Source organism: Peribacillus sp. YIM B13482, assembly GCF_042787975.1.
Classification (GTDB): domain Bacteria; phylum Bacillota; class Bacilli; order Bacillales; family DSM-1321; genus Peribacillus; species Peribacillus simplex_A.
In genome coordinates this window covers 1-22,173 of record NZ_JBHZPF010000042.1, presented here as the reverse complement: position 1 = coordinate 22,173, position 22,173 = coordinate 1, and the positions used below count along the sequence as shown (strand labels likewise).

General features: G+C 39.2%; 16 protein-coding genes, 1 tRNA gene, 2 pseudogenes and 1 riboswitch. Of the genes and pseudogenes, 5 read left to right on the top strand and 14 right to left on the bottom strand.

Annotated elements, in window-relative coordinates:
* Positions 1 to 60 precede the first annotated feature (60 nt).
* Positions 61 to 1,071, bottom strand: a complete 1,011-nt coding sequence (locus ACFX4L_RS18180) for a glutaminase (protein WP_375166313.1) — start codon at positions 1,069 to 1,071, stop codon at positions 61 to 63.
* A gap of 314 nt (positions 1,072 to 1,385) precedes the next feature.
* On the opposite strand from ACFX4L_RS18180, the gene ACFX4L_RS18175 reads away from it, so the two are divergent.
* Both ACFX4L_RS18175 and ACFX4L_RS18170 read left to right on the top strand, forming a co-directional pair.
* Complete coding sequence (locus ACFX4L_RS18175; RefSeq protein ID WP_377405820.1) at positions 1,386 to 2,705, top strand: ATP-binding protein; 1,320 nt, start codon at positions 1,386 to 1,388, stop codon at positions 2,703 to 2,705.
* Positions 2,706 to 2,709: 4 nt separating this feature from the next.
* Positions 2,710 to 3,657: a response regulator gene (locus ACFX4L_RS18170; protein ID WP_284471657.1), complete on the top strand. Its 948-nt coding sequence runs from the start codon at positions 2,710 to 2,712 to the stop codon at positions 3,655 to 3,657.
* A 112-nt stretch (positions 3,658 to 3,769) separates the two neighbouring features.
* Here the strand turns inward: ACFX4L_RS18170 and ACFX4L_RS18165 are convergent, their stop codons facing one another.
* The 7 genes and pseudogenes from ACFX4L_RS18165 to ACFX4L_RS18135 all read right to left on the bottom strand — a co-directional run bounded on the left by ACFX4L_RS18165 (position 3,770) and on the right by ACFX4L_RS18135 (position 10,088).
* Entirely contained in the window at positions 3,770 to 4,777 is a 1,008-nt protein-coding gene (locus ACFX4L_RS18165) for a FecCD family ABC transporter permease (RefSeq protein WP_377405812.1), read from the bottom strand.
* Positions 4,774 to 5,780 (bottom strand): annotated as a pseudogene (locus ACFX4L_RS18160) (FecCD family ABC transporter permease). Before ACFX4L_RS18160 ends, ACFX4L_RS18165 begins: the two are co-directional and overlap by 4 nt.
* A gap of 64 nt (positions 5,781 to 5,844) precedes the next feature.
* Positions 5,845 to 6,765, bottom strand: a pseudogene (locus ACFX4L_RS18155) (iron-hydroxamate ABC transporter substrate-binding protein).
* Positions 6,716 to 7,564 (bottom strand): ABC transporter ATP-binding protein, encoded by an 849-nt coding sequence (locus ACFX4L_RS18150; RefSeq protein WP_377405810.1) that lies wholly within the window; start codon positions 7,562 to 7,564, stop codon positions 6,716 to 6,718. Before ACFX4L_RS18150 ends, ACFX4L_RS18155 begins: the two are co-directional and overlap by 50 nt.
* 268 nt (positions 7,565 to 7,832) lie before the next feature.
* Entirely contained in the window at positions 7,833 to 8,582 is a 750-nt protein-coding gene (gene nfsA / locus ACFX4L_RS18145; protein WP_377385099.1) for an oxygen-insensitive NADPH nitroreductase, read from the bottom strand.
* A gap of 86 nt (positions 8,583 to 8,668) precedes the next feature.
* Positions 8,669 to 9,157, bottom strand: coding sequence for a tRNA (uridine(34)/cytosine(34)/5-carboxymethylaminomethyluridine(34)-2'-O)-methyltransferase TrmL (gene trmL, locus ACFX4L_RS18140; RefSeq protein WP_089364594.1), 489 nt, complete (start codon positions 9,155 to 9,157; stop codon positions 8,669 to 8,671).
* 67 nt (positions 9,158 to 9,224) lie between these two features.
* On the bottom strand, positions 9,225 to 10,088 hold the full coding sequence (locus tag ACFX4L_RS18135; protein WP_309145527.1) for an amidase domain-containing protein: 864 nt from the start codon (positions 10,086 to 10,088) through the stop codon (positions 9,225 to 9,227).
* Between the two features lie 271 nt (positions 10,089 to 10,359).
* Here ACFX4L_RS18135 and ACFX4L_RS18130 point away from each other — a divergent pair, with 271 nt between their 5' ends.
* Positions 10,360 to 11,052: a DUF421 domain-containing protein gene (locus ACFX4L_RS18130; RefSeq protein WP_284471664.1), complete on the top strand. Its 693-nt coding sequence runs from the start codon at positions 10,360 to 10,362 to the stop codon at positions 11,050 to 11,052.
* Between the two features lie 468 nt (positions 11,053 to 11,520).
* On the opposite strand, the gene queG is transcribed toward ACFX4L_RS18130, so the two are convergent.
* Positions 11,521 to 12,660, bottom strand: coding sequence for a tRNA epoxyqueuosine(34) reductase QueG (gene queG / locus ACFX4L_RS18125; protein ID WP_061461821.1), 1,140 nt, complete (start codon positions 12,658 to 12,660; stop codon positions 11,521 to 11,523).
* 105 nt (positions 12,661 to 12,765) lie between these two features.
* On the opposite strand from queG, the gene ACFX4L_RS18120 reads away from it, so the two are divergent.
* Positions 12,766 to 13,434: a B3/B4 domain-containing protein gene (locus ACFX4L_RS18120; protein WP_089364596.1), complete on the top strand. Its 669-nt coding sequence runs from the start codon at positions 12,766 to 12,768 to the stop codon at positions 13,432 to 13,434.
* A 259-nt stretch (positions 13,435 to 13,693) separates the two neighbouring features.
* On the opposite strand, the gene ACFX4L_RS18115 is transcribed toward ACFX4L_RS18120, so the two are convergent.
* The 5 genes from ACFX4L_RS18115 to mgtE all read right to left on the bottom strand — a co-directional run bounded on the left by ACFX4L_RS18115 (position 13,694) and on the right by mgtE (position 19,749).
* A tRNA-Gly gene (locus ACFX4L_RS18115) sits at positions 13,694 to 13,767 on the bottom strand.
* 190 nt (positions 13,768 to 13,957) lie between these two features.
* A complete protein-coding gene (locus tag ACFX4L_RS18110) occupies positions 13,958 to 14,371 on the bottom strand; it encodes a YbjN domain-containing protein (protein ID WP_061461819.1) in 414 nt (137 codons plus the stop codon).
* Between the two features lie 154 nt (positions 14,372 to 14,525).
* A complete protein-coding gene (locus tag ACFX4L_RS18105; protein ID WP_377385093.1) occupies positions 14,526 to 16,478 on the bottom strand; it encodes an FUSC family protein in 1,953 nt (650 codons plus the stop codon).
* A gap of 383 nt (positions 16,479 to 16,861) precedes the next feature.
* Positions 16,862 to 17,890: an NADP-dependent oxidoreductase gene (locus tag ACFX4L_RS18100; protein ID WP_377405808.1), complete on the bottom strand. Its 1,029-nt coding sequence runs from the start codon at positions 17,888 to 17,890 to the stop codon at positions 16,862 to 16,864.
* 500 nt (positions 17,891 to 18,390) lie between these two features.
* Entirely contained in the window at positions 18,391 to 19,749 is a 1,359-nt protein-coding gene (gene mgtE, locus ACFX4L_RS18095; RefSeq protein ID WP_176432039.1) for a magnesium transporter, read from the bottom strand.
* 280 nt (positions 19,750 to 20,029) lie between these two features.
* Positions 20,030 to 20,195, bottom strand: a riboswitch (M-box (ykoK) riboswitch).
* 358 nt (positions 20,196 to 20,553) lie between these two features.
* Between mgtE and ACFX4L_RS18090 the strand changes: the two genes are divergently transcribed.
* Entirely contained in the window at positions 20,554 to 21,891 is a 1,338-nt protein-coding gene (locus ACFX4L_RS18090; RefSeq protein WP_377385090.1) for an alpha/beta hydrolase family protein, read from the top strand.
* The last annotated feature ends 282 nt before the right edge of the window (positions 21,892 to 22,173 follow it).

Genomic DNA, 22,173 nt, shown 5'->3' with positions numbered 1-22,173 from the left:
AACTTTTGATTGGAATATCTTAAGGTTGTCCCCTTTATGAGAACAATATTTTCTGCTTTTTTAGAAAATGCTTAGATCCCATTCTTCTGCCATATGTTTCAATAGCATACTACCTGTCACGCTATTCCCATATTCATCAATTGCCGGCGCATAAATACCAATACCACATCCACCTTTGAAGGGCATTCCGCTTCTGGCACTTGGAGGAACTGATGCCATAATTCCACCCGATACTCCACTTTTGGCTGGCACCCCAACAAAAGCCGCAAATTTCCCCGAAGCATTGTACATTCCACAAGTAAGCATTAACGCTTTGGCTAGTTTAGCCACTTTTTTAGGGAGAACTTGTACTTGACGTATAGGATGGTATCCATCTAGTGCGAGAATCAATCCAATCAGGGCTATGTCTTCTGTAGTCACTTCTATGGAACATTGCTTCAGGTAAACCTCTAAAGCCTCCTCTACATCAGATTCTAAATAATTCATCTCTTTTAAATAATGTGCTAAAGCTCTATTTCTATGAGCGGTTAGCACCTCAGATTGAAACACTTCCTCATTGATGATTGGGCGCTTCCCTAACAAATTTTCAAATAATGCAAGGAGAAATTCCAATTTTTTTTGTGAAGACTCCCCTGGCAGAAGCGAAGCTACAGTAATCGCCCCAGCATTTATCATAGGATTAAACGGTTTTCCTGGCTTATGCATTTCTAAACGAATGATTGAATTGAAAGCATCCCCAGTTGGTTCCACATCGACCCTATCCAACACATAAGAAATGCCGCAACCCAAGCATGCTGCTATAAAGCTGACCACTTTTGAAATACTTTGTAACGTGAAAGGGACTTCCCAATCTCCTGACTTTATCATGTTTCCACCTGGCTCTAGTATGCAAATACCTAACTGCGATAAGTGTGTATTCCTCAACGCAGGTATATAATTGGCGGTTTGTCCTTCAGTAGCATAGGGTTTGTAATTTGCTACCCATTCATCCAAGCAGGCTTGCTTTTGATTATTAACATGAATGTTATAATCTTTTGTTAATTCTCCAACCACTTTCTTCCACCTCTTCATTGTTGTGCTTAACTTTAATGGATTAGATGAAAACATAATGAATATTCTAAATATTGTTAAGCGCTTTCAAAAGTTTTTACCTACCTTGAATTTTAAAACGGGAACTACATAATCTTACAAAAACCTACAAAATCTAAAAAATAAAAATCCTTTAAAAGCAAAAACGGGATTCTTTTCACATGTTTTGATACTATTTTTGTGGATAGAAAAAAAGATTGTTTTTTCCGTATTTTTACTAATACGTTCTATTAAGCAAAGTAAGCATTGTATTGAAGCCGCTGAAACTGTATACTGATTTTTTAAACAATTGGGAGGTGAACGCCTTGAATCTCGGTACGTTAATGAAAAAAGAGGTCAATATCCTTGCTCTGATGTTGTTAACAGTCCCATTAGCTGGTGAATTGAGTTTTTATCCTTTAAATGAAACGTTTCGGATAAGTTTTGGTCCGCCTGCACTTTTCTTCTTTTTACTATTATTACAGAAAACACCTGCTATTTTATCGGGTGCCTTGACAGGAACGATGGTTGTGTTATTTCGTATCCTAATAGACTTTTTCACAAATGATAATTTTCACTGGGCGTCCACTTTTCAAGAACAGTATCCCAGTTTTTTCTTTTATTTCACCTATTCCTTTCTTTTTTCTTTAGTGAAAATCAACCGCTTTCAAAACCGGTCTTTGATTATTGGATTTATTGGCCTCATTATCGAAATATTATCCGACACTGCAGAATTAATCATTCAATATTTTGTATTAGAAACAACAATTACGTTAGGTTCATTAAATGAGATGATCGTGATCGCATTCGGACACAGTTTTATCGTTTTAAGCTTTTTTAATATGATGAAACTTTATGAGGCACAATCAAGAGAAAGGCAAATCAGAAAACAAAATGAACACATGCTGATGCTCATTTCCAATTTATATGAGGAAACGATTCATTTAAGAAAAACATTAAAAAATGCAGAGAATATAACAAAGGAATCGTATGATTTGTATCGCGATTTAAAAGAACGGGAAAAACGGGAAAAGCAACCCCATGTTCTTACACAGCAATATAGTCAAAGAGCATTGCGCATTGCGGGTGAAATGCATGAAGTTAAGAAAGATAATCAACGAATTTTTGCTGGTCTCTCTAAATTGATTTCTAATGAGAGTTTTAAGGATTATATGGAAGCTGCTGAACTTATTCGATTAATTATCCGAATTAATGAAAAATATGCCTTATCACTTGGAAAGGATATTCAATTTGAATACTCTTTAGATGGAAACACCGATTCACATTATCATGTATATACCGTATTATCTCTTTTCAATAATTTAGTCGCAAATGCAGTGGAGGCAATTAAAGAAAAGGGAATCATTAGTTTAAGTTTGAGTGAACTTTGCGATAATGTAGAATTTAAAGTTGCTGATAATGGTCCTGGGATCCCTAAAAAATATCAGACCGTTATATTTAAACCTGGATTCACTTCAAAATATGATCATTTCGGGACCCCTTCAACAGGGATTGGACTCTCATATGTTAAAGAAGTTGTGAAAGAACTGGGAGGGGATATCCTATTTGAGAGTAAGATTGACGGCGCTGTTTTTTCTATAAAGTTACCAATCCATAAGTTGATACAGAAAGGATGATTCCATGCGTTTTTTTATAACAGATGATGATTGTGCTATACGTTCGAACTTAAGCCAAATTATAGAGAACGAAGATTTAGGAGAAGTGGTAGAGGAAGCGGAAGATGGCAGTCAATTAGAAGGACATATTTTGAATTTAAAACAAATTGATATATTATTTATTGATTTATTAATGCCCATCCGGGATGGCATTGAGACACTTCGTCATATAAAAAGTACATTTAATGGAAAAATAATAATGATTTCACAGGTTGAATCAAAAGAGCTGATTGGTGAGGCATACTCACTCGGAATCGATTATTATATTACTAAACCAATTAATCGCATTGAAATATTAACAGTTATCCGAAAGGTCATGGAACGTATTCATTTAGAAAGATCGATCACTAATATCCAAGCCTCTTTAAATAGTGTATTGAATTTTGAACAGCCAAAGGCTGATAAATCAAATAATTTTAATGAAAAAAGCATAAAAGAGGTGGGCGAATTTTTATTATCGGAATTAGGGGTTGTGGGAGAAAATGGGGCAAAGGATTTAATTGAAATGCTTCAGTATTTATTCATGTATGAACGGACATTTACTTTTGAACAGCATTTCCCGACTCTTAAAGATATCTTTGAAGAAATTACAAAAAAAAAGCTCGGAGCATCAGCTGCGCAAGTTGATATTAATCGAGAAATGAAAGCTGCCGAACAGCGAATACGCAGAACGATCAACCATTCGTTAAATCATTTTGCTTCGCTCGGTTTAACGGATTTTTCAAATCCAAAGTTTGAAAATTACGCTTCTAAATTTTTTGATTTCACAGTCGTTCGCCAAAAGATGAAAGAACTGCAAAATGATTCAACGATCGTCCTTACTCCTACCCGGGTAAATACAAAAAAATTCATTCAAGTATTTTTTTTCGAAGCGAAACGATTGAATCCAGAGGAAATAAATAGATATAGATAAATTCCATAATTAAAAATAAATAACTATGGAATTTTGTTTGATTCTACAAAAGGAAGTGCTCAAAAAAAGCGTAAAATCCCCTGAAAGATTTCAAGGGATTTTAGCAATGAACTCACTTCTTCAACAATAAATACATGAAATAAGGAGCACCGATCAATGCAACCATGATACCTGCAGGAATCCCCTCAGGTTCAACAATATTACGACCTATTGTATCGGCAAGCAACAATAGCCATCCACCGATTAAAATGGCAACTGGAATGAATAATTGATTTCGAGGTCCCACCAAAGATTTTGCTATATGGGGGGCCATGAGTCCAATGAATGCAATTCCGCCTGTAACAGAAACGGCAGCCGCAGCCAGTGCGACAGCTGTGATTAGCAATACGATCCGTTCCTTTTCAATCGATACGCCCACTCCAATTGCGATTGGTTCACTTAAACCAAGCAGATTCAAACGGTTTGCTTTATATAAAGTGAATGGAATGAGGATGATTAACCATGGAAGAATAGCCCAAATGAAGGGCCAATCCGTACCCCATATATTTCCCGCCAACCATTTTGCAATGAAATCGACTTTTGCCCGTTCCGCTGATGAAATGAGGACAATCATCAAGCCTGAAAGCGCCATTGAAAATCCTACGCCAATCAAAACTAACCGAACAGGTTCAAGGCCAGCCCTTTTCTTAAATGAGAGTATATATATTAAACAGGCCGCCAGTAACGCGCCTATAAAAGCGACAAGTGGGATCATGTAAACAAACGAACCTGTATCAATCGGGAAAAACAAAAAGAAAGCGGCAATGGCAACACCAGCTCCTGAGTTGATTCCGATGATTCCGGGATCGGCTAAATCATTACGTGTGATTCCCTGTAAAATGGCTCCCGACAGTGCAAGGGCCATGCCTGCTAAAAGGGTAATGATGATCCGCGGTAATCGGACAGAATATAAAATGAATTCCTCTTTAAACGTCCCTTGCCCGAAAAGCGTTGGAATCAGTCGCCCTAAAGAAAGATTCGAATACCCCGAACATGTCCCAATAATGATCGTTATGATTATGAGTGCGAATAATGCACCTAATATCCATCGCTGTTTTTTGATTAAAGCTGACTGGATCATGAAAATGATTTACCTCCTTTACGCACGATTAGGAGGAAGAAAGGTAAACCTATCATCGCAACAACCGCTACCACAGGTGTTTCATATGGAGAATTTATTGTCCGGCCTATCGTATCGGCAAGAAGCATGAAAGTGGCGCCTGAAATCGCTGACATAGGCAGGATGAATCGATAATCCGTACCAACGATTGCCCTAACCATATGGGGGACCATTAACCCGATGAATACCATATTCCCAACAAGAGCAACGGCAGCACCAGCTAGGAGAATGATGACTACGAAGAGGACCGCCTTTATTTATGTTGTCTTTTGACCTAATCCTAACGCCACTTCTTCACTTAAGCTAAGTATTGTGAGCTGTCTAGAAAAGATAAAGGAGATCAGGATGCCTATTACAATAACTGGGACGATTACACGGAGCTGCCCCTATGATGTTCCGATATTCCCGCCTGCAGTCCACATCGAAACATCCTTTGATACCTTGAAATAAATACCGACCCCTTCCGAAACGGCAAATAGGAATGCAGAGACTGCAGCACCAGCCAATACGATCCGTAAAGGAGAAAATCCTCCCTTTTTCATCGCACCTATGCCGAAAACCATGGTAGCCCCCACTGCGGATCCAATAAAACACGCAGTCATTATCCCTAAGTTATTAGCTGAAGGAATAAATGCCAAAGTTATGGCGAGACCTGCATTGGCACCTGCCGTCAATCCAAGCAACCCTGGATCAGCAAGTGGATTTCTAGTCATTCCCTGCATGATGGCACCAGAAACGGCAAGTGCCGCACCAACAAAGATTGCACCCACTTCACGGACCGGATTTCCCGAATGATGGAAATCTTATCACCGGTAGCATTTGATGTCAGTGCTTGCCAGACATCTTTGACGGTAGCATCTGCCGCACCAAATGCCATCGAAATAAAGAACATGCCCATGGATGCAGCAATCCCGATGATCAGTTTATATATAAATGGGATGAAACGTTTATTCTCATTAGTCATCTGTCTCTCATCTCTTTATTTATAGAATAAAAGGAGAGGTATTTGAATCCCTCTCCTCGCTGTATTATTTACCTAGAAAACTTTTGGAAAAGAAGTCTATTTGGTAATCTAATGTTATTGGATCATTGAAGTAAAATTCTTTCGCATTAGCTTCAAATAGTTGATTGTTTTTAACAGCAGGAATGTTTTTATACGTATCTGTTTATTGGAATGAATTATCCTCATCTTTATTATTACTCAAAATCACATAATCACCGGCATAGTCTGCCAGAACTTCTAAAGATAAAGCAAAGTAACCATCTTTCAACGCCACTTCTTTTACTTTTTCAGGCATGGCCAAATTCATTTCTTGATAAAGGATTTCCGTTCCACGTCCCCAATTATCACCAAATACATAGAACTGTTTGTCAAACTTTTCAAATACGGAAACGGTAGTATCTTCACCGATTTTAGCTTTTATGTCTTCACCGGTTGTTTTTGCACGTTTTTTGAAATCATCCACCCAAGCCTGGGCTTCTTTTTCTTTATTCAAAAGCTTACCAATTTCTATGTGCTGCGTTAAATAGTCCACTTTTCCGTATGTATACGTAACGGTTGGAGCAATTTCACTTAATTTATCGACATTTTTAATCGTTGATAAACCAATGATTAAATCCGGATTCAACTCCATGATCTTTTCCAGGTTTTCGTCCGTCACTTCTTCGACATCCTTTAGTTCTTTAAAGTTCGGGTTCATTTTAGACCAGGAATCTACCCCTACAAGGTTAACATCCAAAGCCATTACGTTACCTGCGAAAGTAGATAGTACTACAACGCGCTTTGGATCTGCAGGAACTTCAACAGGGCCGTTTTCAGATTGGTAAGTGATTGTACCTGATTTTTCCTTTTTGGAAGTGGAGCCTTTTTCTTTTTTGGTCGACTCGTTACCACAAGCACTAATAATTAACACTAACAGCAGTATAAACGGGATCATTATCTTTTTCATTTGATGTCAAATCTCCTTTTAATAAATTGTAGGTGCTGCACATTGGTTTGTTCGTTCGTTGATTTCGTCCGATTACCGCATCAATATGGAATACTTCCTTAAGCACATCATGAGTGATGACTTCTTCACAATCTCCTGCTTTGACTATTTCCCCTTCTTTTAAGGCAATGATATAGTCGGCAAAGCCAGCAGCTTGGTTTAAATCATGAAGGACCATGACAATCGTACGTCCCTGTTCTACATTCAGCCTCTGTAATAGTTCTAAAACCTCTAGTTGATGCGCCATATCCAAATAGGTGGTCGGCTCATCGAGGAAGATGATTTCCGTTTCCTGGGCAAGGGCCATGGCAATCCAAACACGCTGGCGCTGGCCACCTGAAAGAGCATCCACCGGACGGAACTTAAAGTCTTTCATGCCGGTCACTTCAAGTGCCCAATCAATCACATCATAGTCCTTTTGGGTCAGACGCCCAAAACCTTTTTGATAGGGAAAGCGCCCATATGATACGAGCTCGCCAACTGTCAAACCACTTGCACTCTCGGGTGGCTGCGGAAGTATGGCCATTTTTCTTGCAAGGATCTTAGTGCTTTCTTTTGAGATATTCACCCCATCTAAAATAACCGTACCTGATTGGTTTGGAATGATCCGGGTGATCGCTTTCAAAAGTGTGGATTTCCCACATCCATTTGAACCGATGATCGTTGTGATTTTTTTATCTGGAATTTCCACACTGAGATCTTTTACAATTAAATGTTCATCGTACCCAATATTTAAATTCTCTGTATATAGGCGAACCATTTTTTAACCTCCATTTACTGAAAAATAGGTAAGTAAAGACTCAATTGAAAATGATTATCATTACCAATACTTTAATCCTATAATTCTATCTAAATATATTGTCAATAGTTAGTTCATGGGTATATAAGAAGACAACCTTTTAGAACTTTCGCCTGAAAAGTTTTACCAATTGATAAATGAAAACAGTGAAGATCCCGGAAATAATTCCGGGATCTTCACTGTTTGGCGCATGCTCAGGATTTTGAAAGGATGTCCCTTAAGTCATCAATCAATGTTTCTTAAATCCTTGCTTCTCCACGTAATCTTTCATGTACAGCCTGCTTTTTTTTCCAAGCATGCCAGCCATTTGCTCGGTCCAGGTGTCTTTTCGTTTACCTTTAGTCCGGCTTTCGTAATAACTGGAAATCGTTTCATTGTACTCTTCAAGTTGTCCGATGAACTCCTGCTTATCCTCCTGATATCCATTTTCATGATAGATATTGGACTTCGGCAAACGGGGCTTTTTATCCGAACGGTTTTTCGGATATCCAACCACTAAAGCGAATAATGGAATAACCCGGTGCGGTATATTCAAAACCTCAGACACTTCCGGGAGATTATTGCGTATCCCGCCGATATAGCAAATGCCAAGTTCCATCGATTCTGCGGCCAATGCTGCATTTTGAGCCGCCAGAGCAGCGTCAATACAGGCAACCATGAATTTCTCCGTACTTTCAATCGATTCAGTCAGGTCCATGTTTTCCATTTCGGAAACCATATCCTGACGATATAAATCGGCGCAAAAGACGAATAGATGTCCATTCTTCTCTACATAAGATTGTGGTCCGGCAAGTTCAGCAAGCTTGGCTTTCTTTTCCGGATCGGTTATCCCTATGATTGAATACGCTTGAATATAACTTGAAGTCGATGCAGCCTGGGCGCATTCCACAATCGTATTGATTTGCTCCTCAGACAATGGCTTGTCCTCAAAAGAACGAATGGAACGGTGATCTAAAATCTTCTCAATTATTTTATTCAAAGCTCTCACCCCTATTGAATATGTAAAGTGAAAAATCCATCATCGGGGCTGTAATTCCCCCGATGACAGTAAGCCAGTGATGACACTCAACCTTTTGTTTTCAAATCCAATTCACGGTAATTTTGCTGTCTCAATGCTTCATAAATCAAGATGGCAGCCGTGTTCGACAGATTAAGGGAACGTACTTTATCCGTCATTGGAATCCGAAGGCACCGATCCATATTTTCTTGGATCAGCTCTTTCGGGAGACCCGTCGTTTCACGGCCAAAAATGAAGTATATCTCACTGTCTTGATCACTGTAATCGAAGCTGGAATGCGGCTGCTCGCCGAATTTCGTTAAGTAATAAAATTCACCGCCGGCATTCTTTTCGTAAAACTCTTCTAACGAATCATAATAATGGATCTTTACATTCTCCCAGTAATCGAGCCCAGCCCGTTTGAGCTGTTTGTCATCCGTTGAGAAACCAAGCGGGCGAATGAGATGCAAAGACGTATCCGTCCCTGCACACGTTCTTGCAATATTGCCTGTATTTGCTGGAATCTGTGGTTGATATAAAACTACATGTATTGCCACTTCATATTCACCTCTAGTTTGAACTTCACCTTAATTATAGCATTAAACAAAAAAGACTAAAAACCAATCACCCTCCATCCAAAATCACAAAGAATTTATAAACGATGTTCGGTGTATATCTAGTCGAATCCTCATACGTCCAATACCGGTGACGGCTATTCATCGTATGGGCATTCACAAGCGGCATCCCATCCTGATCCTTCGCGGTTACAATCAAGTTATGATCAAACCGTCCGTCCCCTTCAAAATCTATACAGAGGATATCACCCAAATTCAATTCCTCTGCCGTCTCCACCTGCTTTGTCCTGATGGCATTCCCGGATTTTAGCAGATGATATAAAGAATGTGCCGTCGTCCAAGTGTAACTCCAGCTTTTTCCTCTTATCCACCAGCCCTTACTTTTGTTTGGCGCCCCCCACATCGGAATTCCTCCCGCATGTAGACATTGTGAAATGAAATTCGTACAATCATCAGTGAATTTATGATACCTTGGATTGAATTCATTCCACCAACGCTCGGCATATTGGACGGCCTTCATCCGCTCATACTTATATGCAAGACGATTTGCGCCGGGATCACATTTTGGCTGTGCCTCTTCCGTTTCAAAGCTGGGAACCAACTCACATTCATCCACTATATACCCATTTCGAAATCGAGCTTCCCTTTCTTCCATTTCTTCTTCAATATAAAATGAATCCTCCTTTTTCAATAAATATTGCAGGTGCACTTGATAAGTCAGGACTGTATCCATGTCTTCCTTTCTCTTCGAATGAACCTTGCCTGCTGCATTCACCCGAACAATTTCCGCTGCACGGTTCCTCATCAATTCCTTTTTCAGATGTAATTTCCTTTCACTCCGTTCCTGATTATCGGAAGTATAAAACTCCACTCTTTCTTGTAAAAGGCGTTGCAATTGTTCCCTCAAGTTCATGCCCTCCTTCTTACCATCTATGCTAATGTGTATGTGCGAAGGGGATTAAAATGCACCTGACGATTTCCTCCCGCCTTTTTACGATTTTAAAGGGCAATCCAAACAACCCTCACATTCATAAATTTTAAAGTCACGTGTGATGTCTTTCCGTATGGGTCGATTACAGTATGGCTTTTTTTATACTGAATTATAATCAAAGTAATATTGGGGAAAATATAAGAATGAATACACAATTTTCTAACCTGTTTAGACCAGATTGGAGACGGAAATTTTGAGCTTTATTGAAGTGTTAAGTAGGGTAGTTGCTGCTTTTGTGGTTTTACTATTGATGACTCGAATTATGGGAAAAAAGCAAGTAAGTCAGTTGACTTACTTTAACTATATTACAGGTATCACTATCGGCGCGGTGGCTGCTTCCATCACAATCGATACAAGTATTGATTTGGTTGACGCCTTCGTTAGTTTAATCGGTTGGTCCGTACTTACTATTCTTGTAAGCTTCATTAATTTAAAATCTCCAAAAGCTCGTATAATACTTGACGGCGAACCTACAATTGTAATCAAAGATGGAAAAATCCTAGAGAAAGCGTTGAAAGGGGAAAAATTAAACATGGATGACCTTAGCATGCTATTGCGAGAACAAAGCATATTCTCCATGCAAGAGGTAAACTATGCCGTTTTAGAACCAAATGGTCAATTGTCTGTCTTAAAAAAAGTGGATAGCCCGAGTGTTTCCAAAAAGGATATTACTTATGTGAAACCATTATACATACCTACAGAAATTATTGTGGATGGAAAAATCGTTCCTCATAATTTAAGTAAACTGAGTTTAAACCAAAGCTGGTTGGAAACGCAATTACAGCAGTTTGGTGTATGCCTAAAAGATGTATTTTATGCTGAAATACAAAGTGATGGCACTTTGTATATAGATAAAAGACAAGATGACCAGTTTCCTCCACGTTAAGAGGAAAAGGGGGAGCTCAAGTCATTTAAATTTGGACAGTTATGCTTTTAGAGCTAAGGATTTGCTGATTATTAACAGCCCAATAATCTCTCTTTTTAGGTACCCGCAGGTATATATATAAACAAATATTTTCACCATAAGGAATAGAGTAGCAACTAGTTATTCAGAATGGCAAGTGTCCAAAAGAAGTGGTGCTGCAGCTCATCTTAAGTATGAATTTGTAGATGCCGTAACAAATATACCCGTATAACAACAATCTTATTACGGGGATGTAAGTACTGCTGATAGTCGATACTGGTTTTATCTTCTGTTCAATAATGTATTTACTACAAAAAACTACTACTTAGTGGTTACAAATTGGGAGCTATCCGGTTAACTTTAGTGGTAATGTCTATAACTAGAAAAAAGAGAAAGAAGCTGTCCCAAAAGTCATTTACGACTTTTAGGACAGCCACTACATCTTAAATATCATTTTGTTTCCAAGGTAAACTGCAGTCCCTTTTCAATTTCCGCCAGTACCTCTTCATCCGTTTCCTTCATTCGTGCTTCTTCCAGAACGGAAACGGACTGCCCCCGGCCAATTTTCCCAACCGCCCAGGCCGCCGTTCCCCGTATGACGGGCCGCGGATCATCCTTCATGACCTGGATCAGTTCGGGCAATGCCGTTTCGTCTTTGAAGTGGGCCAATGCTAAAATGGCATTTCTTTGGATTGGTTTTTTACCGCGCCAAGAGCCAGATACATGGCCGTATGTCTCCTTGAAGTCCCGATTTGAAATCGTAAGCAGAGGTTTCAACAGCGGTTTCGCTAACTCGGGGTCGGGTTCCATTTCTTCATGAAAATGAAAATCCATTCCTTTGTTTTTCGGACAAACGGTCTGGCATGTATCACACCCATACAAACGATTGCCAATTTTCGTCCTGAACTCATCCGGCAGGAAACCCTTTGTCTGGGTTAAGAATGCAATACAACGCTTGGAATTTAGCTGGCCACCCTGAACGAGCGCACCTGTCGGGCAAACATCGACACATTTATTGCATGTCCCGCATTGATCTTCCATCGGTTGATCCGGTTCAAATGGCAGGTTGGTAATCATGTCTCCCAAGTATACAAAAGACCCGAATTCCGGAGTGATGATCATACTGTTTTTTGCACTCCAGCCAATTCCTGCACGCTCAGCCACTGCCCTATCTGACAATTCGCCCGTATCTACCATTGACTTCACCACTGCCCCTGGCACTTTATCTTTAATGAAACCCTCAAGTAACTGCAATTTATTACGGAGAACGGTATGATAATCCGTTCCCCAAGAAGCCCGGCAAAAGATCCCTCGCCGCTCACCTTTTGTGCTTTGCGGAGCATCCTTCAATTTTGACGGATAAGCAAGTGCAATCGAAATGATGGATTGCGGTTTTTCGAATATCAATTCAGGCCTGACCCTTTTTTCTATATCGCCTTCTTCAAACCCTGACTGATAATCCAGTTCCTGTTGACGTATCAGGCGAGCTTTCAATTCGGCAAAAGCCGTGGCCGATGTAAAACCGATTTTATCTATGCCGATCTCTTTACTATATAAAATCACTTCTTGCTTGAATGCATTCATATCCATATTAATCACCTACGTTCATTCAGTATTCCGATCGAAGCTTGTATCCATTTCAAACCATTGCTATCTATGATAAACTAATTGCAATCATTTTTGGAGGTGAAACGCTTGGAAATTACCGTATCAGCTAATCTTAGCAGTAAAATCCCCCAATTCAAAGTTGGGATCATTACATATGAAAACATCGAAGTAGGTCCCTCCCCGCAAATGGTGAAAGGGAGACTTCAACTATTTCAGGAAGCTCTTTTCTTCGACCTTGAAGAAAAGGAATTGACCGACTTTTCCGGCATTAAAGTGTGGCGGGAGACTTTCAAGGCTGCAGGGACCAACCCGTCACGGTATCGCCCCTCCGTTGAAGCCCTGTACCGCCGCGTAAAAAAACAGAATTACTTGACACCCATCCATTCAGCCATAGATTTGAATAACTTCTTCTCCCTATTATATGAAGTTCCGATCGGCATTTATGATGCGGAAAAGGTATCAGGAGACATCTTGATTAAGATTGGCGAGGGGACGGATGGTTATGACGGTTTGAACGGCCGCTTGAATTCCATGGAAAATATGATTACATCAGCCGATCATGAGGGCGCATTCGGAAGCCCATACGTTGATTCAGAACGCACGAAAGTCACCGAAGAAACAAAGAAAGCCATCCAAATCATTTATTTACAACCCAATACTCCAATCACAGAAGCACATCAACTAACAAAATCCTTGATGGACATGTTCCTTGAAATCCACGGTGGTGAAGGGACTTACTCGATTGTAGAAGGCTAATCAAAATTGAACGGAAATAAACCCTTTCCACAATCGGAAGGGGTCTTTTCGTAAACTTTCCAAACTTTTAAAATAAATTACATTCCCATCGATCCATCCCTTCAGCTCATTCAACCCCTTCCCAAATTTCCGCCCCCATAAAATGCAGGTAATTTGGACAATAAAAAAATCCCACTGTAAACAGTAGAATTCTTGTAATAATATTTAAACGCAAAGCTTCGTTCTCCAGGTAACGAAACCCTACGTTATGAGTATGTATTGGAGCGGGTGAAGGGAATCGAACCCTCATCATCAGCTTGGAAGGCTGAGGTTTTACCACTAAACTACACCCGCATGTCCTTGTAGAACTTTGTCGAATTACCAATCAACAAAATTAATTATATAGTTTAATGTGAAAAAATGCAATAGTTCTTTTAAAAAAATTTAATAATTAATGTATTGTAACGTTAATATATTCATTCATTCTAGTAGAGATGTTAAAAAGTCCCCTGATTCAGAGAACTTTTTCATCCTTTATGATGATTTAAGACCAAATGACTTCCATTAACCGCGGATAAACCTGCTGTGCCGTTTCAAGCAGCATGATTAACTTCCTGAACGCCAGATCCGGTACGATATCCCCCTCAATGGAGTATGAATACCGAATGGAAATGGTTCCATTTTCTTCATACAGCTTGGAATACCTAAAATTAGCATTATATTCATTCAACAGTGTATGTACATCCTGTTTCTTTTCAGGATTCTTCAATTCGGCGACATTAAAGCAAAATAAGTCCGCCACATTTTCATCTTGATTGAAAGCAAATACTAAAAGAACCTTCCACCCGTCCTTTAACTTTTGTTCAGCTCTAAAAAAGGTGGTGCCATCTTCATTCAACTCATTCATATAGATTTTCTCACTAGTTAAAAAATCACGAAATTCAGCAACGTTTGACATGGTTCATCACCTTTCTGTTTGTAAGTACATTTTATAATGAAAACTGGCATTTTTACAGACTTTTCTATAATCCTACCAATTTCATCCTATTAACAGAGGCGAAGAAATCCTTTTTTAATTGAATGGGAGTCAAATATGAACTCCCTTATTAGAATCAATAGATTGATTCGCCAGTTGCTTCCCCGCAAAACTGAAGTGCTTCTTGAAGGTCCAAAATCTCCTGGCGAATTTTTGAATATCCTTCAATTTCAGGCACTTCTTTATTAGTATGTGATCGACCTTTATCTGCCGCTATCGCCATGGTTTCGAAAACATACAGCATTTGTGCGAGCTCCCGCTCTGAAAGGACTGGCCGTTCAGGCCAGCTAGCATTTAGATAATAGCCCAACTGTTCTATCGAAAATATAACGGGCCAAAAAGATTCCAGTCTAGCCTTGTTTTTGAATATCTCACCAAGGGATGCATTGTAAACCGTTAATAGATTCACCATATTTGTTTGCATTTTGTTCCTTTCGCTGCTTTCATCAATTGCAAGGTCATTATCTTTCTCAGAGAACGCCATCAATAATAACTGCCCCTGGCTTCGAATCGTTTTGGCCATCAAATGATTGAGAAGACTGGATGCAGAACGACTGCCGAGTAACAGCGCCCCAATAAGACCTATCAAGCTTCCAACGACGATATCGGTTATTCTTACAGTCGCAAAAAAACTGAAATCATAGCTTTGAGATGAATATTCCGCCATGATTAATGCTGAAGGAGTAAAAAACATCGCTGCCAATCCATAATTCCGAACGATGAAAAGCTCTGTAATGAATGTCAACAGTAAAATGATCAAAACGATGATGAACTCGTTATGAACGGCTGCTAGAATTAAACTTGCTATCAGGAGTCCGATGACCGTCCCGAAAGTCCTTTGGACCGCCCGATGGAATGTGGCGATTATGGTCGAACCCGACATAACGGCCGCACAGGATAAGGGAATCCAGTACGAACGGTTAAAATCGGCGGAATAGGCGATGATGGCGGCAATGGTAAGGATTGTTCCATATCGAACGGAAGAGAGAAAGACAATTGAATTCTTATCGAACGCCCCAAGAAAAATGGTTTTTAAAGAAGGCTTTGAGATGGTTGCTGCTTGATCGATTTTCTGGACAGGTTCATTCATGATGGCATCTGCATTATAAATCTTCATGAATAACTCTTCCACCTCTTCAGTCATTTGGTCAGGTTGAAGGATCTTTTTTTCATTCTTTGTTTTAGATGCAATGGAACCGGTAAGGGCACGAACGGATTGACCTAATTCTGGCGGCAGTACGATATTTTTGTTCAAGGAAATTTCCAGAACCTCCAAGAATATGGCATTCGCATGTTCATTCAGTAGGAACAACCGCTTTAACTCATCTGGGCTTCGCCTGTTTGAAAACCCGGCTAACAGTGTATCTTCAGCCTGTTTCATCGCCAATACCGTTCCCTGTCTTGCTTTATTGTATTTCTCGGTTCCCATGGAATCAAAGAATGCCCCCAATTCTCTGTACACCTTTTCCACCGCAAGCGATTCTGGTCCATGAGGGTTGAAAAACCACCCTAACATACAGATTATCCAAGATAGTGTCCCACCCATTAAAACGAGGCCCCCACGCAACGGAGCCAGACTTTGATCAACGGGCATACCTGTCGCAAGCGCAAAGCTCAAGACGAAGAATACCGCCGAAGGACCGGTAATCTTTAATGCACCAAATATAAAAAAAATACTTGCCCCGATGATCCCCATCATTATGGCTGTTCCCAATTGGTATGGAGCCAAAAGCGTCCCTAATACAACAGATAAAGCAAGACCCACCATCACAAAGAAAATCTTTATAGCTCTTTGGTGATACGGTTGGTTAAAAACGTATAAATAAGTGAAACCTCCGATCCCTGCCAGTAAACCGTACGCTAAATTTCCGAATAATAAGCCAATAAAAACAGGTAAGGCAGCAGCTATGCCTGCGCTTAGTGCTTTTATCCAAGGAAATGGATTCTTCTTTATTTCAAAAGCCTGTTTAAATGTCGTATGTATCGCATCTGATTTCAGAGATTCGGAAGGGTGCTTATTTTCACTCATTTTCAATTTATCCTTTCATTAATGATTCTATTGACTCTGCAGTGAAAGCTACTGATAAGATGACTGCTAATAATTAATATCCTTCATATGGATAAAAAGATACCACTAAAGGTAAAAGCAAAGTAGATTGGAACGGGTGTGCGAGACTCCTGCGGGAAAAGCGCGTCCAGGGAGACCCCGCAGGCGCAAAGGCACCTAGGACGGATTGCCTGCGCAAAGTGAGTGCCTATAGGCAACGTTCAAATTTGCCTACAGTCTGGGATATCTTTTTATGAAAAGGAAAACGGCCTTTTCTCGATTGAATATCGAAAAAAGGCCGTTTTTATTATAAGCTGCTTAAAAATCACAACAAAGGACCTTCCTCAGCTTTATTTCCATAATACTTAGAGTTGAGCGAATTCAGGTTCCGCAACTTTTACAAGCTGCTTACCGAGGTTCGTTCCTTTAAACAAACCTAAAAATGCATCAGGTGTGTTTTTGAACCCTTCAATAATCGTTTCTTCATACTTCAGCTTTCCTTCTTGAAGCCACTTACCTAAATCCGTCGCACCCTCTTGGAATCTAGCGGCATAATTTCCAACTGTGAAACCTTTCATAAGTGCACTCGTTTTGATCATCGCCGATTGCAGACGCGGTCCTAGATCTTTCCCTTCTGAATTATACGAGGAAATCGCTCCGCATAATGGAATTCGGGCATTCGCATTCAAAAGTGTGAAAACAGCATCTGTCACCTCGCCGCCCACATTATCGAAATAAACATCGATTCCATCAGGAACAGCATTAGCTAAATCTGTCGCAAAACTATCACTTTTATAATTTACGGCTCCATCAAATCCGAGCTCTTTCGTTAAGTACTCAAGTTTTTCATCTGAACCAGCGATGCCAATAACCTTCGCACCTTTTATCTTAGCAATTTGTCCGACTACTGAACCAACTGCTCCAGCCGCTCCGGAAACAACTACAGTTTCACCTTCTTGAGGTTTACCAATATCAAGCAAACCAAAGTAAGCTGTCAAACCGGTCATTCCAAGAATCCCTAAATGCGTTGTGATCGGAGCCACCTTGGGATCAATCACGCGGATTTCCTTTTCAGTGACAACTGTATATTCTGCCCAGTCGATATTCCCAACAACGACATCCCCTTGTTTGAAAGAATTCGATTTGGACTCAACAACTTCAGAAACAACGCCACCCGTGATGACTTTATTCAATTCAAATGGAGCAATGTATGATTTGGTTTCTTGCATTCTGCCACGCATGTATGGATCGACAGATAAATATAGCGTCCGTACTAAAATCTCATTATCTTTTGGTGTGGGAACTTCACTCTCAACAAAGTTAAAATCTTCTTTCGAAGGCATACCTTTTGGACGGTTTGCCAGGGTGATTTTTTGTTGTTTTGTTTGTGTCATCAATCGTTCCTCCTTGATTTTGAATGCGTAATATCGAAAAGAAGCGTATCACTGTTGAAGTTCATAGGTCAAAGAATATGATTGCCTTTTGCTTCCATAACACTCTTCATGTAGCCTTTCTTGAAAGTCCTAAACTTGCTACGACCTATTATGCCCTATGTTTTTCATTCATATAAAGGACATGAGGAAAATGCTTTGTCCTACAATGTTCGTTTTAAGCATAAATAATGTACGACGACTTCTACCATATACGGTTCGCTTCCTGGAAATTTAACGGCCTTTCCCCGTTTGGATACCGAGAAAAGGCCGCAGCTTGAAATACACTATTTTTATTGATCTGCTTGGCAAATGGTCAAGCTCAGCAGCTACTTTCTTTCTTCTTCTTTTTTATATTCCTGGTTTAAAACGTCAGCCTGGACTGTTTTCACTGCAATCATTGAGGCTATGTTCGCCCTTGAAAAAACTTTGCAAACATATGTGAACTTGGTTTAATGGATGGTCTACATCAATTTTGAAATAAACATCGTCGCAATTCCAAAGTAAATAAGTAACGAGAGTATATCATTTAGTGTTGTAATTAATGGACCAGAAGCAACTGCGGGATCGATGTTGAGTTTATATAAGATTAGAGGAATGATGGTCCCAGCTAAGGTCCCAATAATTAGGGTCATGACTAACGAACTTCCAACCACTAATCCCAGAACGGGATTTCCCTGCCAAACATAAGCTATGATGGAAATTAATATTCCACAGGTAATGCCTATTATCAATCCAACTTTCAGTTCCCGTATAATAAGTCTGGTTACGACTCCCTTATCCGTATCACTAGTGATTAGGCCCCTTACAACAACAGCTAAAGATTGGGTACCTGTATTTCCAGTCATCCCTGCGATCATCGGCATAAAGAAAGCAAGTGCAACAACTTTGGACAATGTTTCTTCAAAACTGCTTATAATAGTTCCAGACACTAATCCGATAAATAAAAGTAAAATAAGCCAGGGGAGCCGACGATATGCGGCCACATGGGCCTTCGTGTCAAAATCAATAGCTTTACCGGATGCCGATAGTTTTTCAATATCTTCGTTTGCTTCTTTAATGACAACATCAATAATATCATCAACGGTTACAATTCCTAATAACTCATTATTTTTTTCAACAACAGGGATTGCTAAAAAATCATAACGCTCAATAACACCGGCTACCTCTTCTTGATCTTCATAAGCCGATACGGAGATCACTCGGCTGTACATAATATCTTTAATTTTTTCAGATTCATCATTTATTATTAAATCCCGATATGAGACAACACCAACTAATTTTTTATCATTATCAATTACATAAAGATAGTTAATCGTTTCCGAAAACTCCGCAAATATTTTAAGTTTTTCAACTGATTCACGGACCGTATAATGTTGGGGGATCCATACAAAACGGTTTGTCATTATTCGTCCCGCCGTTTCAGGGGGATAATTCATGATATTTTGAACGATTTTAGATTCTTCTTGTTTCATGCCTGAAAGAAGTTCTTCAATTTTCCCAGGGGATAGGTTCTCTAACAATGAAGCTAGGTCATCATTATCCATTAAATCCATTACATGCCCGGATTTCTCTATTCCTAATTTACTAAGAATCTTTAATTGATGTACTTTTTCAAGCTCTTGAATCAGTTCAGCGATTTGTTCTGAATTAAGGAACAGCAAGAAACGTGTATGATGTTTTTCTGGGAGTCCCTCAAAAATCCGAGCAATGTCATATGGATGGAGTTCTTCTAATATTGCTTGAAATTCTTTCTTTTTTCCTTCTTTTAAAACTTTTATGATTTGTAAAGTTATTTGGTCTTCTGTCAAGACTTTTATCATTTTTGCCACTCACTCCTTTTTAGGGGAGCAAAAAAATATTTCCTTAATAAGCGTAAAAAAAATATTATTATTCCCCTTCCAAAATCTTGTGTTTATTCAATTTTCACTAAGTTTCGAGTATATCGTCGCGAATAAGGATCCAAATCCTCACCTCCAGGAAAAAAATAAAAACACCTCCATTACAAATGAAGGCGTCAAAAATACGGTATATATGCGTACATTGTCTGGATGACAAATAAAACAGTCGTATATGACTGAATGACAAATACATAGCATAAATCCAGTTCCTCCATTCGTAGAGCTTTAGCACTGTGTGGCATAGGACAAAGCCAGCTACATTAAAAACCACCTTATGTCGATGGTTTCTGTTGACCCATTGGCGTCTTTCGACATTTTTGGGCAGTAGCGTATCTCCTACACAGGAGCCTCACCTAACGAGGATATTTAATTTACACATCTACTCTAAAAGAGTTTCTTTTAGAAGTCAATGTTTGTTTTATAAAAAATTCTGATATTGACCTAATATAGCTACCGCTATGAGGGTAGTCAATTTTTAAAAAATCTACTTTGAGAACAGCACCGTCCTTAAGCATACCGATATTAGACACAGCCTCATTAGCCATTAAATCTATTATGTACACTTTTATGGAAAAATAAATACCACCTCAATGGAAAAAATCGGAAATTAATATTAATATATATTTATAATGAAGACTGATAGAAGTGATTCAAATATCAATAATGAAAGAGTGACTGAAACAGAAAACGACAATAAAGTTCTAATAAAGAAAGGAAGTTGCTCAAATGAAAAGACCTTTAAAGATTATATGTATCATCGTAAGCGCTTTAGTATTAATGGCAGGTTGCAGAATCAAGGAGGCGGAACAGGTGGATGAGAATTTGAAGGAAGTGAGCTCATTGAAAGATATTGAAGGTAAGTGGGAAGGAGATATAAATATTCCCAATCAACCCCTTCCAATTATTGTTCATTTCACGAAGGAAGATGGAACTATAAGTATTCCTGTACAAGGATTGAACGAATTCCCCTTAACAAGTGTTAAGTTAAGTAAATCAGATTTATTTTTTGATATGAAAATTCAAAATCAGCAAATAACGTTTGATGGGAAAGTCGATCAGGAAAAGATTTCAGGAACATTTGCTCAGAATGGGCAAGAGTACCCCTTTGAATTGCTTAAGAAATCCAATCAGGAAGTTGCAGAAAAAGAATCAGGTGAAGTTGTGCAGGCCGACTTAAAGAAAGGAACAATTAATGGCCTTTTAGAAATACCAAAAAATGAAGGCCCTTTTCCTGTGATGATTATAATTGCGGGTTCTGGTCCGACTGATAAAGATGGGAACACCATTGCAATTCCCGGGAAAAATAATAGTTTGAAAATGTTAGCCGAAAGTCTTGCGGAAAAAGGTATTGCAAGCATAAGGTACGATAAGCGCGGTATAGGGGAAAATATGAAATTAGCAGGAAAAGAAGAGGACCTGAGATTTGAACAATATATTGATGATGCAGCTGCTTGGGTTCAATTTGCTAAGAAGGATCGGCGTTTTTCCAAAGTTGGCATCATCGGCCATAGTGAAGGTTCTTTAATTGGAATGGCAGCTGCAAAGAAAACGGAGACAGACATATTCATTTCATTAGCGGGTGCAGGCGAACCTATAGACCAAGTACTTGTTAAACAGCTTGAAGAGCAGTTGACACCGGCGTTATTAACGGAATCCAAGGATATTCTGACAAATCTAAAACAAGGTAAACAAGTCGAGTCTGTCAATGCAGACTTATATAGTGTATTCCGTCCTTCTGTTCAACCCTACATGATTTCTTGGATTCATTATAATCCGATAGAATTAGTAAAAGAACTAAAAATCCCTGTTCTAATCGTAAACGGGAATAGAGATATCCAAGTGGCGCCCAATAATGCAAAAGCTTTGCACAAGGAAAAAGGCGATTCTGAATTACTTATAATCGAAAAGATGAATCATGTATTGAAAGAAGCCCCTGCAGATCGAGAAGGAAATCTAGCAACCTATACAAATCCTGAACTACCGTTATCACCTGGATTGGTGAATGGAATTCTTGAATTTTTAAACAAACATGACATCACCAGTAATGATGATCCATTAAAATGATGATAATTGAGAATTGGTTCTCCCGGGGGTTGCAAAAATGTATCAAATGATCAATATTAGGGTAAATACTGAAAGTCCCTAGTTAAGATAAAGAATACAAAACTTCAGCAAGGGTATTCTTTATTGCATTACCCTGTCAATACTTTGATAATGATAAATTGTATTTTTTAAATAGGAACAGGGAGCCAAATTTATTGGCTCCCTCCAGTTTGTAGACAAAAGGGGTTCGGAATTAAAAAATTCCGAACCCCTTTTTGAGATTCCCTTTGAATTTTTGCCTGA